Genomic DNA, 13179 nt, shown 5'->3' on the forward strand with positions numbered 1-13179 from the left:
CCTAGTCACGAGTCCGGGAAACGACCCCCCTCTGTGTTTCCACCCCCCCTTCCGTTCCTTTAGTTCCGCCCCCCCTGGAGCCCCCCCCCCACGGCTGGGCGGGGGCGCGGGCGCGGCACGGGCGCGGCACGGGCGGGGCCCGTCATGGGCACGGGGTGTCGCGGGCGCGAGGCGTCACGGGCGCGGGGCGTAGCCGATCCGGAAGGTGGCGGCGTCCAGTCGCTCCGGGGTGAGCCGGACGTCGGTCAGCCGCTCGGCGAGTGCGAACGCGGCCTCGGTGTGCTGCGCGTACTCCTCCGTCTCCAGGTCGAAACCACAGGCGGTCAGCAACTCGGGGATGCCGCGGGCTTCGGCGTCCGAGCCGTCCCGCTGGCCGGGGAAGAGCGGCTCGAAGTGCAGTCGCCGGACGCCGTGTTCCCACCAGTGGAAGTGGTCCACGGCGTTGACGTTGCGGAAGTGCGAGACCAGCCGGGTGCCCTCGCCGAGCCGCGGGATCACCGTGTCCAGGGTGCCGAGGTAGCCGTTCGGCTCGATCGCGAGGGCCCAGCCGTCGAGTTCGGTGACCGCGACGAGCAGCCGGTCCTCGGCAGGGTCGAACAGCGCCCCGTCCCCCTCGTCCCCGCCGGCCCCTTCCTCGTACTCCTCGTCCTCGTCCTCGTCGTCGTCCTCGTCCGCTCCGTCCTGGTAGGCGTCCCAGCGGGCCATAACCGCCGTCAGGCCGACGGCGTCGCTCGCCGGCAGCGCGTCGAAGCGGCGCAGCAGCTCGTCGGCCGCGAGGCCCTGGACCTGGGTGAGGCAGTAGGCCTCGCCCAGGTCGGGGTAGCGGTCCTCGAACCAGGTGTAGTCGGTGGCGTGTGCGGTCATGACGGCGATGCTGTCAGACGCCTCGGACAGCGCTCGCCCGGGGCCGTCAGAGCCAGACCGGTTCGTCCGTCCCCCAGCGCCCCGGCGGGCGCGACCAGTCGGCGGGCGCCCCCTCGTACCCGATCGGCGGCAGGGCGTGGCGCAGCCGCCCGTACGCGGAGTCGGTCTCGACCAGCCACCGGGAGGGGTCGTACGGCTCGGGCGAGGCCCCCTGCGGGGTTTCCGGTTCGATGCCGTGCAGCAGCCAGGAGGCCGTGCCGGCGAGGGAGAAGCGCAGGTGGCGGCCGCCGGGGCGGCGGGTGCGCTGGTCGGTGAGGGCGCGCAGGACGGCGGCGGCGATGAGGTAGCCGGTGCCGTGGTCGAGGGCCTGGGCGGGCAGCACGCCGGGACGGCTGCCGGGGGTGGCCTCGTGCCCGGAGCCGGAGCCGGAGCCGGATGCTGAGTCCGAGGCGGCGGTGGCGGACTCGTGGGCGGCGATGCCGACGCCCGCCTGGACCAGGCTGTCGAAGCCGCGCCGTCCGGCCCAGGGGCCGGTCCAGCCCCAGGCGCAGAGCTGGACAAGGATCAGGTCCGGGCGGCGGGCGAACAGCGCGTCGGGGCCGAGGCCGTGGGCGTCCAGGGCGCCGGGGCGGTAGGCCGTGACGACGACGTCGGCGGTGGCGAGCAGCTCCTCGAAGACCTCACGGTCGGCCGGCACGGCGAGGTCGAGCCTGGTTGAGCGCTTGCCGAAGCCGGTGTCGGCGTGGGCGTCGTCGACCTCCGGCAGGCGGGGCGAGTCGACGCGCAGGACGTCGGCACCGAGCAGGGCGAGGGTGCGGGTGGCGACCGGCCCGGCGATCACCCGGGTGAGGTCGAGGACCCGGACCCCGGCGGCGGGCCGGTCCACGGGGGCCTCGCCGAGCGGACGGACCGGCGCGGTCCTGGCGGCGGCACCGATGTCCCCGTGCTCCACGAGGGGGTGCACGGCCGGGCTCACCGGCGCGACGGCAACCGCGAGCGCTCCCGCCTCGTACGCGCGCTCCTGGATCCGCTCGGCCGGCAGTCCACCGAGCGTCTCGGCGAGCTGCTCGGGCCCGGCATCGGCGGCGAGGCCGAGCGCGGAGAGCAGCCGGGTGCGGTGGTGCGGGTAGTTGGCGTGGGTGCGCACCCAGCCGTCGGCGGTGCGCCAGAAGCCGGAATGCGGGGCGAAGGTGACGGGCGTACGGCCGTCGACCGTCAGATGCCGCTCGCTGACGAAGGCGGTGGCGACCGCGCCCTGGTCGACCCGGACCGCGGGGACGGCCGGGACCGCCGGGGCGACCGGGACCGCCGCGCCGCCGCGGTGGGCGGCGAGCTCGGCGGCGGCCAGCGAGCAGACCGCCACGGTCGCACGGGCGAGCCGGCGCACCGGCAGACCGGAGGGCAGGACGTCGTCCGGCCCGTGGAAGGTCACCCGTTCCAGCAGTTCGGGCGGTCCGCCGAGAGCCTCCCAGGCATGGGCCGTGGGGCCGTCGACGGCACCGGGGGTTCCGGTGGTTCCCGTGGGTTCCGTGGGTTCCGTGGGCCCTGTGGGTTCCGTGGGTCTGGTGGATCCCATGGTTCCAGTGGGTCCGGTGGTTCCTGTTGGCAGCGGACGATCGGTCATGCCCCGCATTGTGCTCCGGTTTTCAGGCGGTCGCCGTGACGCCCGCCACCAACATCAGCAGGACCGCCGAGACCACGGTCATCCGGCGGGCCGCCTGCGGGGTGCCGCCGAACCGGCCGCCGAGCCGTCCACTGGCGTGCGCGACCAGCCCGTACACCACCGCGCAGGCCAGCACGTTGAGCGAGCCGAGCGCGAGCACCTGCCCGCCGACCGGCAGTGCGGCGCCCGGATCGACGAACTGCGGCACCAGGGAGAGGTAGAGCAGCAGGCCCTTGGGGTTGAGCAGCGCGGTCAGCATGCTCTGGCGCAGCACCGTCGCGGTGGGCTGCGGCTTGGGCGCGGCCAGGGCGGCGGCGCCCCCGCCCTTGCGCAGCGCCAGCAGCATCATGACGGCCAGCACCAGCAGGTAGGCGGCGCCGGTGAGGCGCAGCACCGGCAGGGCGGCCGGGACGGCGCGCAGCGCGGCGGCCAGGCCGGCGCTGGAGAGCAGGGTGTGGACGGCGTACCCGGCGCAGACCCCGCCGACCGCGATCAGCGCGGCGCGGCGTCCCTGGCCGAGGCCTCGGGCGGCGATGTAGAGCCAGTCGGGGCCCGGGGTGCAGACCAGCAGCAGGTCGACTCCGAGGAAGAGGAGGAGGGCGTGGGTGTCCATGGGCGTGGCGTGGCCTGTCGTGCTCGTCGCGGTGTGGGCCCGGTGGGTCGGCCGGGAGGTGCCCCGGCGATCGGCCGGGGTTGTTCCGGCGATCGACCGGAGGCCTCCCGGCGGTCGGCCGGAGTGCGCCGGAAGTGGGCCGGGAAGGCCCGGCGGCCGGTGCGGTCACTGAAGGTAGCCGGACGGGGCTGGCACGCGATGGCGACTTCCCGCTGGTCGGAGCCGCGTTTTGGCAGAATGTTGCGCCATGGACCGAATCGACCGCAGAATCCTCCGCGAGCTCCAGCAGGACGGGCGCCTGACCAACACCGAGCTGGCCTCCCGGGTGGACCTCACCCCCTCCCCCTGCCTGCGCAGAGTGCGCCAACTGGAGCAGGACGGCGTGATCCGCGGCTACCGGGCGGTGCTGGACGGCGCGGCGGTCGGGCGCGGATTCCAGCCCTTCGTGACGATCACCATGCGTCACGAGGACCAGGTGACGGTCGCCGAGTTCGAACGCCGGGTGGCCGAACTGCCGGAGGTGGTGGAGGCGCACCGGCTGTTCGGCGAGCCCGACTACCTGCTGCGGATCGCCGTGGCCGACATCGCCGCGTACGAGCGCTTCATCACCGACGTGCTCTCCGGCCTGCCGGGCATCGCGCAGGTCAACTCGCACCTGACGATGAAGCAGGTGAAGGCCGACCGGGGGCTGCCGGTCGGCGGGTAGGGTGCGAACCGGGGGGCCCGTGCGACCGTCCGTACGGGGCAGAGCGACGCACCGCGACATGGGGGCTGAATTGCGCGTGATCCGCCGTCTCGACCTGGGGTACTTCGTCCGGCCGGCCGCCGAGGCGGGCGGCCCGGAGCCGCGCGTGGAGCCGGTGCTCGCGTACCTGGTCCGGCGTCCGGAGGGGCTGCTGCTGTTCGACACCGGGATCGGTGGCGGCGAGCCGGAGACCGAGGCGCACTACCGCCCGGTCCGCCGCCCGCTGCCGGAGGCGCTCGCCGCGGCCGGGGTCGCCGTCGGCGACATCGACCTGGTGGTCAACTGCCACCTGCACTTCGACCACTGCGGCGGCAACCCGCTGTTCGCCGGCACCCCCGTCCTGGTCCAGGCGGAGGAGCTGGCCACCGCCCGGCGCGGCGGGTACACCATCGACGCGCTGGTCGACTTCCCCGGCGCCGAGTACCGCGAGCTCGGCGGCGAGGCCGAGGTCTGGCCGGGCGTGCGGGTGCTGCCCACACCCGGCCACACCGGGGGCCACCAGTCACTGCTGATCGACCGCCCGGGCGGCGGCCCGGTCCTGCTGGCCGGGCAGGCGTACGACTTCGCCTCCCAGTACGGGCAGGCGGTGCTCGCCCGGCGGGCGGCGCGCGAGGGCCTGGCCGCACCGCTGCCCGGGTACCGGGCCTGGCTCGACCGGATGGCGGAGCACGAGCCGCACCGCGTGCTGTTCGCGCACGACCACGCGGTCTGGGAGGCGACCGACTAGCCGGGTGCGGGAGCGCCGGCCGCCCCAGGGGGTCGGATCGATCGGAGGATTCGGGTCGAGCCGAAGGTCCAGGTCGGCCTGGAGGTCCAGGCCGACCTGACGGACGGGTCGGGGTCGCCCGGGGCTCAGAAGGTGAAGCGCAGCGAGCGGACCCGGTGGTCGAAGCTGGACGGCACGAGCTGCGGCTCGCCGACCGACCGCACCTCGGGCAGGCGGGTGAACAGCTCGCGGAACAGCGCCGTCATCTCCTGCCGGGCCAGGTGCGCGCCGAGGCAGTAGTGCGGACCGCCGCCGCCGAAGCCGAGGTGGGGGTTGGGCGTGCGCGTGATGTCGAAGGCGTCCGGGTCGGGGAAGACCTCCTCGTCGCGGTTGGCCGAGCCGTAGAACAGCGCGACCTTCTCGCCCGCGCGCAGCAGCGGCCCACCGGATCCGCCCAGTTCGTGGTCGACGGCGAGGGTCCGGTTGAACTGGATGATCGGCGTGGAGTGGCGGACCATCTCGTCCACCGCGCCGCCGAGCAGCCCGTCGAGGTCGGCGAGCAGCAGGGCGCGCTGCTCGGGATGGACGGTCAGCAGGTGCAGGCCGTGGGCCAGCGCGTTGCGGGTGGTCTCGACCCCGGCGACCAGCAGCAGGCTGAAGAAGGCGCCGAGCTCGCGTCCGGTGAGCCGACGGCCGTCCACGTCGGCGGTGACCAGCGCGGAGATCAGGTCCTCCTCCGGCCGGCGGCGGCGCCTGCGGCCGATCCCGGCGACGATGCCCTGCATCCGGGCGAGCGCCCGCAGCCCGCGCCCGGGCACCCGCAGGCGGCGGCGCAGCGGTCGGGCCACCCCGATGTCCTCGGAGGTGCGGTTGACCAGGTCGAGGATGGTGCGGCGCGACCTCTCCGGGATGCCCATCATGGTGCAGATCACCTGGAACGGGAGCTCGGCGGCGACCGCGGTCACGAAGTCCTCCGGCCGCTCCCGCTCGATCCGGTCGACCAGCTCGGTGCTGATCCGCCGGACGTCCTCCTCGACCCGGTCGAGCAGCCGCGGGGTGAACGCCCGCGAGACGATCCGGCGCAGCTGGGCGTGACGGGGATCGTCCAGGTTGACCATCGAGTCTCCGAACAGCAGCCGGACCCAGCGCGCCGGGACGGGGGTGGTCACGCCGGGACCGCTGAGGAAGACGGCGGGGGTGCGGCTGGCCTCGACCACGTCGGCGTGGCGGACCAGGGCGTGGAAGCCCCGGCCGGAGGCGCGGTCGCCGAAGAACACCGGGGCGGGGCGGCTGCGCAGCTCGGCGAAGGCGGCGGCACGGGCGGGGGCCGGCAACTGCCAGAAGCGGGCGTCGGCGAGATCTGTGGACCCGGGCGCGGCAACAGCCTCGGGCTGGGCCGGGGGCTCGGCCGCGTCCGCGGAGCCGGGCGGAGTGGAGGGCTCGGCCGAGTCGGCGGGGGCGGACGTGTCGGCGGAGTCGGCGGAGTCGGCGGCCTCCGGCGAGTCGGTCCGCTCGGCGGGGTCGGCGGGGTCGGCGGGTTCGCCGGGGGCAGCGGCCTCGGGCTGCTCGGCGGCTTCGGCCGGTTCGGCGGCCTCGTTCTGCTCGGCGGCCTCGGCGCGCTCGGCAGGTTCGGCTGGCTCAACGCGCTCGGCAGACTCGGTCGTCTCGGCGGGTGCGGCGGATTCGGCAGGTTCGGCGGTTGCGGCCGGCTCGGCGGCTTCGGTCGGCTCGGCGGGTTCCTCGGCTTCGGCCGGAGCCGCCTCGGTCGGCGCCGCCCCTCTCGGGGCCGTCGCCTGCTGCGGGACGGTCGGCTCCGTGGGGGCAGCGGACTCGGCACTGTCGGCAATGGGCGCCGAGGTATCCGTCGGGGTCTCCAAGGCCGGACCTCCCTGCTTCTGAACGACGTCGTCCCGATACGCACCGTACTGGGTGCTGCACATTAAGTGAGTATGGAATGCGCGCTGTCAAACCGCCCCGATGGTCGTACGAGTGATGGCTCGGTCCGGCGCGCCGGGCCGATGGGCCGGGTTGGGCGGCGGTCCGGGCGGCGGTCCGGCGGGCCGCGGGGCGGGCGGCCGGGCATGGTCTCACGGCACAGAACCGGCCATGACCGGAGGGTGCGGTACGGGCCGGGCAGGGCGGGTGCGACGATGAGTGCCATCGTGATGACCGACCGGATCCGCCTGCTGCGCGCCGTGGTCTTCGCCGCGCTGTGCGTAGCGATGGCCGCCACCGCGCACGTCGCCATGGCCGGGCCCGGGGTCTCGCCGAGGGTGCTGACCGGTGGGTTCGGGGCGGTCCTCGGGCTGACCTGGCTGCTCGCCGGAAAGCGGCGCGGACTCGGGGTGATCAGCCTCTGGATGGTCGTGGCGCAGACCGCGCTGCACCAGCTGTTCGAACAGGCCGGGGCGCTTTCCCGAGGGGGCGGCGGCCTCGACCGACTCGCCGCCACGGACTGGGCCGCCCTCCTGCTCTGCAACCCGGACCGGGCGCCCGGCGGGCTCTCCCCGGTCGAGCTGGCACGGATGGCCGGCATCGACCCGGACGTCCCGCCGCTCACCGGCAGCCTGCGGCCGACGGCGGGAACGCACCACGGGGCGCCGGGCCCGACGGCCGTGCACCCCGACCTGTCCAGGACGACCGGGATGGCAGGCACGACCGGCATGCCCGCAGGGCCGCACACGATGCCGGACGGAACGTTCCACGGTGACGGGTCGTACGACGCGGCGCAGGTTCTGGTCGGCGGTTCGACGCAGGGACCGGCGCACGACATGGCGCACGGGATGTCCCACGGCATGTCGCCGGGGATGACCGCCGCCCACGTGCTCGCCGCGCTGGCGTGTGCGCTCCTGCTCTGGCGCGGCGACGCGGCACTGGTCCGGCTCTTCGAGCTGCTCGGCGCGCTCGGCGCGGTGGTCGCGGGGGCCCTGCTGCTCCCGCTGCTGGCACTGTTCGCGCGCCCCTTCGGCCACCGGGCCCCGGCGCCGCCCCGCCCGGTCGACGACCGGGCCCGGCCGCCCCGGTCGGTGCTGCTCACGCATGCCGTGGTCCGGCGTGGGCCGCCGGCGTTCGCCCTCGCCTGCTGACGCGCCCGCCGCACCCCTTCTCACCCCGGCCGCCTCCCGGCCGTCGGGACTCTCGCGACGGGCAGGTCGCCCTGCCGTACGGCCAAGCCCTTGCGCCGTCGTGCCGCCAGGGCGCGGGCCCGCGTCCGCCGCCGCGCCCCCTCAGGGCCGGCGTGCCGCGCGGCTGCCCCCGGACGCCGACGGTGCCGCGCTGCGCGGTGCCGTCCCCGCCTTCCCCTCGGGACCTTCCCATGCCTCACTTCGACGGCGCACCGGCTCCGGCCGGCGCCCCCGTCCTGCCGTTCCCGCCCCTCCGGGCGCCCTGGCCGCGCCTACCGCTCGACGGCCTGCGGACCGTTCGGAGCACGATCTCCCGGCCGGTCCTCGCCGAGGCCGGCCAGCAGCCGGGCCGACCACTCGGGCGAGGGCCCGTCGGCAGCGCCCGCCCGAACCCGAGCGCGCAGCTGTTCGGCCCGGGCCAGCCACTCCCGGCAGCCGTGGCAGCGCGCGACGTGCTTGTCCAGCCGCACCTCCGGCAGGCCGCTCGGTTCGCCGTCGAGCCGGGCGGACAAAGCTGTCCGAAACTGCACGCATCTCATATGACCATCGTCCCGCACGGCCGTGATGCCGGGACCGGCCGGGTGGGGGGCCACCGTGGATGACGATCAGCTCACCGCGCTGGCACTGACCGCCCGCTCCGGACGGGCGGCCGACGTCGAGGCCTTCGTCCGGGCGACCCAGCGGGACGTCTGGCGCTTCGTCGCCCACCTGACCGACGTGCAGTCCGCCGACGACCTCGCCCAGGAGACGTTCCTGCGCGCCCTGCGCGGCCTGCCCGCGTTCGCGGGGCGCTCCTCGGCCCGGACCTGGCTGCTGTCGATCGCCCGGCGCACGGTGATCGACCGGTACCGGATGGCCGCCGCCCGGCCCCGCTGCGCGGCACTTCCGGACTGGCAGGAGGCGGCGGAGCGGCAGGGTGGCACACCGACGGCCGGGTTCGAGGACGGCATCGCGCTCGGCGATCTGCTCGACCGGGTGCCCGCCCAGCGGCGGGAGGCCTTCGTGCTGACGCAGGTGGTCGGCCTGAGCTATGCCGAGGCGGCCGAGGTCGCCGGCTGCCCCGTCGGAACGGTCCGTTCGCGAGTCGCCCGCGCCCGGGAGGAACTGGTGGCCCGCCTGCGCGCCGCCGAGGCCGGGGAGCTCGCGACCGCCTGCTGAGCGGCGGGAGGACGACGGGCCGTCGGCGGGCGGGCGGGCGGGCGGGCGAGCGAGCGAGCGAGCGGCGAACGATCGACAGCCGACGGCGAACAACCGACAGCGGACAGATGACAGCGAACAGATGACAGATTTCGAAATCTGTCATCTGTTCGCTGAAAGTTGTCACCTGCGCCGCACCTCCGCAAGAAATCCCCCAGGTGTTCGGAACCGGAGCCCCTGCGCCACCGACTGCTGTACCGGACCCCGCCGCCGAGGCGGCGTCCGGTCCGGCAGCACGGGAGACGGAGGGACTTCATGACAGTGCAACCACCCCCGACCACCCAAAATCTGACGAACCATCAGCACGAGCCGGTGGACCGCTGGAGCCTGGTGGTGGCCGCCGGCCTGCTGTCCTTCGTCGCGATGCTCGACATGAACGTGGTCAACCTCGCGCTCACCGACATCTCGGCCGGTCTGCACGTCTCCCCCGGGGTCGCCCAGTGGGCCGCCCTCGGGTACCAACTTCCGCTCGTCGCCCTGCTGTTGCCCGCCGGACGATGGCTGGACCAGGTCGGCACCCGCTCGGCCCTGCTGCTCGCCGTCGGCTGCTTCGCCCTGTGCAGCGTGCTGGCGGCCTGCGCCCCGTGGGCCGGGTGGCTGATCACGGCACGGCTGTTCCAGGGCGCCTTCGGGGCCGTGCTCTTCGTCCTGATGCCGGTGCTCGCCGCCACCTCCGTCCGGCCCGAGCTGCGCGGCCGGGCGATGAGCGTGCCCGCGACGCTCGGTCCGCTCGGCGCCGTCACCGGGCCGGTGCTCGGCGGGCTGCTGCTCGACCACCTGGGCTGGCGGGCGATCTTCCTCGTCAAGCTGCCGGTCTGCCTGGCCGCCGTCCTGATCGTGCGGCGCCACGCCCCGCGCCGCGGCGGGCTGCGACCGCCCGACCGGTCCTCGCTAGGCGACGCCGCGCTGATCGGCGCCGCCGTGGCCGCCACCCTGCTCGGGCTCACCCTGGCCCCGCGGACGCCGCTGTGGCTGCTGCTCGCCCTGCCCGCCGTACCGCTGGTGCTGCTCTGGCTTCGCCGCCCGGGCGGCCGGCCGGTGGCCGAGGTACTTCGGGCCGCCGGGACCGCCGGCGCCAACGCCTCGGTGCTGGCCCTCGCCGCCGGATTCGCGGCCTGCCACTACCTGCTCGCCCAGCACCTGCGCGGACCCCGGGGCGAGAGCGCCACCGCCACCGCACTCACCATGCTGGCGTTCCCGCTCGGCATGGTGCTGGCCGGCCGGGTCGGCGGCCGGCTGGCCGACCGCTGGGGCGCCCGCCCGACCGCGCTCACCGGTGCCGCCGTCACCGCCCTCGGCCTGGCCCTGCTCGCCCCGCTGGACCCGAGCTGGTCCGCCCTCGACATCGCCGCGCGACTCGCCCTCGCCGGCGCCGGGATGGGCCTCAACGGCGGCCCCACCCAGGCCCTGGTGATGTCCGCCTCCCCGCCCGGGAAGCTCGCCACCGCCGGCTCCGCCGTCCAACTCGCCCGCAGCCTCGGCTTCGCGCTCGGCCCGGCCCTCGGCACCGCCGCCGCGCTCGCCGCGCCCCACGACACCACCGGGACGCGCGCCGGGATCGCCCTGGCCGCCATGGTCGCGGCCACCGCCGTCGCCCTGCTCGCCCCGCACCGCCGCCCCGAGGCCTGAGCACCCCGCACCGCCCGCCCCGCATCGGCCCCCGCTCCGCCCCGCATCCACAACACGCCCCAACACACCGCATCGGCCCGCATCGCCCCGCATCGAAGGACCCCCCAGATGACCGACACGAGCCCCGCCTCGATTACCGACTCGATCACCGACACGGCCACCGCCCCGGCCGCCACCGCCGACGACGAAGCCCCGCGCTGCCCGTACGGGTACGACCGGCTCCCCTCCCCCGTCCCGCTGTACGGCCCGGCGTACAAGCGCGACCCGTACCCGCTCTACCGACGGATGCGCGAGGCCGGGCCGGTGCACCGGGTGGAGTTCCCGAGCGGCATCCACGCCTGGCTGGTCACCGGCCACCGGGCCGCCCACGCGGCCCTCAACGACCCCCGCCTTGGCAAGAACCACACCCTGGGCAACGACAATTGGCGCCGCCTCGCGTCGATCATGCCCGAGCCGCAGCACTCGCAGCTCCAGGTCCATCTGCTCCACCAGGACCCGCCCAAGCACACCTCGATGCGCCGGCTCGTGCTCGACGCCTTCGCCCCGCGCCGGGTGGAGTCGCTTCGCCCCCGGTTCCAGGAGCTGGCCGACGCGCTGGTGGACGAACTGCCGCAGTCCGGCGGCGCGGACCTGGTGGCGGGCTTCGCGGCCCACTACCCCTTCCGGGTGCTCGCCGAAGTCATCGGCCTGCCGCCTGAGTTGGCCGAGCGCTTCGACCGGGACTGGGGCAAGGTGGTCCAGCCGGTCGGCCCGCAGGACCCCGGCCGACCGGCGTACGAGGCACGGCTGCGCGGCCTCCAGACGTACATCGCCGATGTCGTCGCCCGCAAGCGCGTCGACTGTCGGGAGCCCGGCTGGGTGGCCCGGGAGGACCTGCTGGGCCGGCTCGTCCACGCCCATGACGCGGGCGAGTTGAGCCGCGCGGAGCTCGACTCGATGGTCTTCCAGCTGCTGGTCGCCGGGCAGGAGCCGGTCACCAACCAGATCACCACCATGCTGGTCACCCTGCTGCGCCGCCCCGAGCAGCTCGCCCGGCTGCGCGAGGGCGTCGACGAGCCCGACCGACTCGCCCGGGCGGTGGAGGAACTGCTGCGCCACGACGCCGCGTTCGAGCTCACCACCTGGCGGTTCTTCGCCGAGGACAGCGACCTGTTCGGCACCGTCGTCCCGGCCGGCGACTCCGTGATCGTCTCGCTCTGCGCCGCCAACCGCGACGGCGAGCAGTTCCCCGATCCCGACCGCCTCGACCTGGACCGCACCCCCAACGCCCACCTGGCCTTCGGCCACGGCATCCACTACTGCCCCGGCGCCGCACTCGCCCGGGCCGAGCTCCAGGTCGCCCTCGCCACCCTGCTCACCCGGCTGCCCGGCCTGCGCCCGGCCGAGGCGCCCGGCGACGGTCTGGCGGACCTGGCCTGGGTTCCCGCCGTCCTGGCGCGCGGAGTGAACCGGCTGCCGGTCGCCTACGACCAGCGCCGCTGACCCCCGGGCGCCTCGCACCCCCGGGGCACATCGCACCCCCGATCACACGCCCCCCGATCACGCACCCCCGATCACACACCCCGGCTCCGACCGCCCGGAGCCCGACACCTGACACCCGAAGCCGCACCGCACCACCTTCCGTGGAGGACCCCCATGCCGCCCGTCGGCACCGCCCCTGCCGCCATCACCCCTGTCACCGCCGTCTCCACCGCCACCGACCCCGCGGACCGCCCCTCGGACCGCCCCGCGGCCGAGCGGCTCGCCGCCCGCGTCCTCGGCCTGCTGCTGCCGCACCGCCGGGCCGCGGACCCGGAGCTCGACGCCCGCCCGGAGCACTTCCCGCTCCAGCTGGCCCAGTTGGCGGACTTCATCACCGCCGGCGAACCGATCGTCCTGACCCTGCCCGGCTTCCCCTGCAAGTCGCCGAACCCCGCGAAGGTGCTCGGCCACCTGCCGGACGAGGGCGAACGGCTGTCACTGACCTTCCTCGACGGGCTGTGCGCCGAGATCGGCCGTCTGTACGCGCCCGGCGCCCGGATCCTGATCTGCTCGGACGGGCACATCTTCGGCGACCTGATCGACGTCCCGGACGACCACATAGACGCCTACTCGGACGCCCTGACCGCCATGATCGCCCGCGATGGCCTGACCCGCCTCGACACCTTCGACCTGCGGGCCGTCCTCGGCGACCTCCCGTACGACGAGAAGCGCGCCCGGGTGCACGCCCGGTACGCGCCGAGCGTCGAGGAGTTGCGCGAACAGGTGCTGACCGAGGAGGAGACCCTGCGGCTCTACCGGGGCATCACCCGCTTCCTCACCGAGGACACCGTCGGCTTCACCGGCACCCGCTCCGCCCTCCAGCGGGAGTGCCGCCGCCGCGCCTACGGCGTGATCCAGCGCAGCCGCGCCTGGGGCGAGTTGATCGCCGAGCACCATCCGCGCGCCGTCCGGCTCTCCATCCACCCGCAGCCGGCCGGGGCGTCCAAGTTCGGCATCCGGCTGCTGGCGGCGGCCGACGCCTGGATCACGCCCTGGCACTCCGCTGTGCTCCACCGCGCCGGCGGCGAGCGCGAGTTGCTGCGCAGCGCGGAGGCCGCGCGGCTCGGCCGGCTGGTCCTGCGGGACGGTCGGCCGAGCCACTACGAGTGCCACTAG

Annotated in this window: 12 protein-coding genes; 7 read left to right on the forward strand and 5 right to left on the reverse strand. The window is 75.3% G+C overall.

The features are described from left to right. Positions 1-174: 174 nt before the first annotated feature. The 3 genes from ACFVGO_RS07085 to ACFVGO_RS07095 all read right to left on the reverse strand — a co-directional run bounded on the left by ACFVGO_RS07085 (position 175) and on the right by ACFVGO_RS07095 (position 3140). On the reverse strand, positions 175-864 hold the full coding sequence (locus ACFVGO_RS07085; protein ID WP_359900398.1) for a DUF6461 domain-containing protein: 690 nt from the start codon (positions 862-864) through the stop codon (positions 175-177). 46 nt (positions 865-910) lie between these two features. Continuing rightward, on the reverse strand, positions 911-2296 hold the full coding sequence (locus tag ACFVGO_RS07090) for a CoA transferase (protein WP_380631007.1): 1386 nt from the start codon (positions 2294-2296) through the stop codon (positions 911-913). A gap of 214 nt (positions 2297-2510) precedes the next feature. After that, on the reverse strand, positions 2511-3140 hold the full coding sequence (locus ACFVGO_RS07095; protein WP_359900394.1) for a LysE family translocator: 630 nt from the start codon (positions 3138-3140) through the stop codon (positions 2511-2513). Between the two features lie 247 nt (positions 3141-3387). Here ACFVGO_RS07095 and ACFVGO_RS07100 point away from each other — a divergent pair, with 247 nt between their 5' ends. Next, entirely contained in the window at positions 3388-3846 is a 459-nt protein-coding gene (locus tag ACFVGO_RS07100) for an Lrp/AsnC family transcriptional regulator (protein ID WP_316524654.1), read from the forward strand. 58 nt (positions 3847-3904) lie between these two features. Further along, positions 3905-4612 carry an N-acyl homoserine lactonase family protein gene (locus ACFVGO_RS07105; protein WP_359900392.1) on the forward strand — a complete coding sequence of 236 codons (708 nt, stop codon included), beginning with the start codon at positions 3905-3907 and terminating at the stop codon, positions 4610-4612. Positions 4613-4737: 125 nt separating this feature from the next. Here ACFVGO_RS07105 and ACFVGO_RS07110 read toward each other — a convergent pair whose 3' ends face one another. Next, a complete protein-coding gene (locus tag ACFVGO_RS07110; protein WP_380348458.1) occupies positions 4738-5925 on the reverse strand; it encodes a cytochrome P450 in 1188 nt (395 codons plus the stop codon). An 816-nt stretch (positions 5926-6741) separates the two neighbouring features. On the opposite strand from ACFVGO_RS07110, the gene ACFVGO_RS07115 reads away from it, so the two are divergent. After that, positions 6742-7677 carry a hypothetical protein gene (locus ACFVGO_RS07115; RefSeq protein ID WP_380631008.1) on the forward strand — a complete coding sequence of 312 codons (936 nt, stop codon included), beginning with the start codon at positions 6742-6744 and terminating at the stop codon, positions 7675-7677. 311 nt (positions 7678-7988) lie between these two features. Here the strand turns inward: ACFVGO_RS07115 and ACFVGO_RS07120 are convergent, their stop codons facing one another. After that, entirely contained in the window at positions 7989-8255 is a 267-nt protein-coding gene (locus tag ACFVGO_RS07120; RefSeq protein ID WP_359900389.1) for a zf-HC2 domain-containing protein, read from the reverse strand. Between the two features lie 55 nt (positions 8256-8310). On the opposite strand from ACFVGO_RS07120, the gene ACFVGO_RS07125 reads away from it, so the two are divergent. The 4 genes from ACFVGO_RS07125 (at position 8311) to ACFVGO_RS07140 (ending at position 13179) form a co-directional block, all read left to right on the forward strand. Beyond that, positions 8311-8874: a sigma-70 family RNA polymerase sigma factor gene (locus ACFVGO_RS07125; RefSeq protein WP_380348373.1), complete on the forward strand. Its 564-nt coding sequence runs from the start codon at positions 8311-8313 to the stop codon at positions 8872-8874. Between the two features lie 351 nt (positions 8875-9225). Then, positions 9226-10542, forward strand: a complete 1317-nt coding sequence (locus tag ACFVGO_RS07130) for an MFS transporter (protein WP_380631009.1) — start codon at positions 9226-9228, stop codon at positions 10540-10542. Between the two features lie 108 nt (positions 10543-10650). Further along, positions 10651-12024 (forward strand): cytochrome P450, encoded by a 1374-nt coding sequence (locus ACFVGO_RS07135; protein WP_380631010.1) that lies wholly within the window; start codon positions 10651-10653, stop codon positions 12022-12024. Between the two features lie 153 nt (positions 12025-12177). Continuing rightward, positions 12178-13179: an L-tyrosine/L-tryptophan isonitrile synthase family protein gene (locus ACFVGO_RS07140; protein WP_380631011.1), complete on the forward strand. Its 1002-nt coding sequence runs from the start codon at positions 12178-12180 to the stop codon at positions 13177-13179.

It is taken from the genome of Kitasatospora sp. NPDC057738 (assembly GCF_042798815.1).
Lineage (GTDB): Bacteria > Actinomycetota > Actinomycetes > Streptomycetales > Streptomycetaceae > Kitasatospora > Kitasatospora lactacystinica.

Bases quoted from the DNA above. Each gene is read 5' to 3' on its own strand.
- ACFVGO_RS07120 (WP_359900389.1), bottom strand. From the start codon at position 8,255: ATGAGATGCGTGCAGTTTCGGACAGCTTTGTCCGCCCGGCTCGACGGC.
- ACFVGO_RS07140 (WP_380631011.1), top strand. From the start codon at position 12,178: ATGCCGCCCGTCGGCACCGCCCCTGCCGCCATCACCCCTGTCACCGCC.
- ACFVGO_RS07135 (WP_380631010.1), top strand. From the start codon at position 10,651: ATGACCGACACGAGCCCCGCCTCGATTACCGACTCGATCACCGACACG.
- ACFVGO_RS07095 (WP_359900394.1), bottom strand. From the start codon at position 3,140: ATGGACACCCACGCCCTCCTCCTCTTCCTCGGAGTCGACCTGCTGCTG.
- ACFVGO_RS07115 (WP_380631008.1), top strand. From the start codon at position 6,742: ATGAGTGCCATCGTGATGACCGACCGGATCCGCCTGCTGCGCGCCGTG.
- ACFVGO_RS07085 (WP_359900398.1), bottom strand. From the start codon at position 864: ATGACCGCACACGCCACCGACTACACCTGGTTCGAGGACCGCTACCCC.
- ACFVGO_RS07100 (WP_316524654.1), top strand. From the start codon at position 3,388: ATGGACCGAATCGACCGCAGAATCCTCCGCGAGCTCCAGCAGGACGGG.
- ACFVGO_RS07105 (WP_359900392.1), top strand. From the start codon at position 3,905: ATGGGGGCTGAATTGCGCGTGATCCGCCGTCTCGACCTGGGGTACTTC.